This window comes from Macromonas nakdongensis (assembly GCF_002837145.1).
In the GTDB taxonomy this organism is placed as follows: Bacteria; Pseudomonadota; Gammaproteobacteria; order Burkholderiales; family Burkholderiaceae_C; genus Macromonas_B; species Macromonas_B nakdongensis.
In genome coordinates, this window is sequence record NZ_NWMV01000169.1 from 1 (window position 1) to 536 (window position 536).

The 536-nt window shown below is 70.7% G+C and carries 1 protein-coding gene; it reads left to right on the top strand.

What is annotated here, in order from left to right; all coding sequences use genetic code 11:
- Nucleotides 1-414 (top strand): ribosome biogenesis factor YjgA (gene yjgA / locus CON77_RS14870; protein WP_157826999.1); only part of this gene is annotated, 414 nt, incomplete at its 5' end.
- Between the last annotated feature and the right edge of the window lie 122 nt (nucleotides 415-536).

Consider the following 536-nt stretch of genomic DNA (forward strand, 5'->3'; position numbering starts at 1 on the left):
GCGCTGGCCGAGGTCCGGCGCATCACCAACTTCGAAGGCCGGCGCCGGCAGATGCAGTTCATCGGCAAACTGATGCGCAAGCTCGACGAGGACACGGTACAGGCCGTGGAAGAAGCGCTGGCGGTGCAACACCAGGGCAGCGCCGCGGACACCCTGCGCCTGCACCTGGCCGAGCAGTGGCGCGACCGCCTGATCGCCGACGACGGCGCCCTGACCGAGTGGCTGGCGCTGGACCCCGACGCCGACCTGCAGCGCCTGCGCTCGCTGATCCGCCAGGCGCGCAAGGACGCGCAGGACAAAGCCACCGCCGAACAACCGGGCGAAGCCCAGCGCCACGGCAAGAGCTACCGCGAGATCTTCCAGCTGGTGCGCACCCGCCTGGACGCCGACGCCGAGAACTCCACGGCCGACTGAAGCCCGCCCCCAGACCGCCCCCGACCATGAGCCCCTTCGACCCCATCAAAATCGGCATCGTGTCCGTCAGCGACCGCGCCAGCAGCGGCGTCTACGAGGACCAGGGCCTGCCCGCCCTGCAG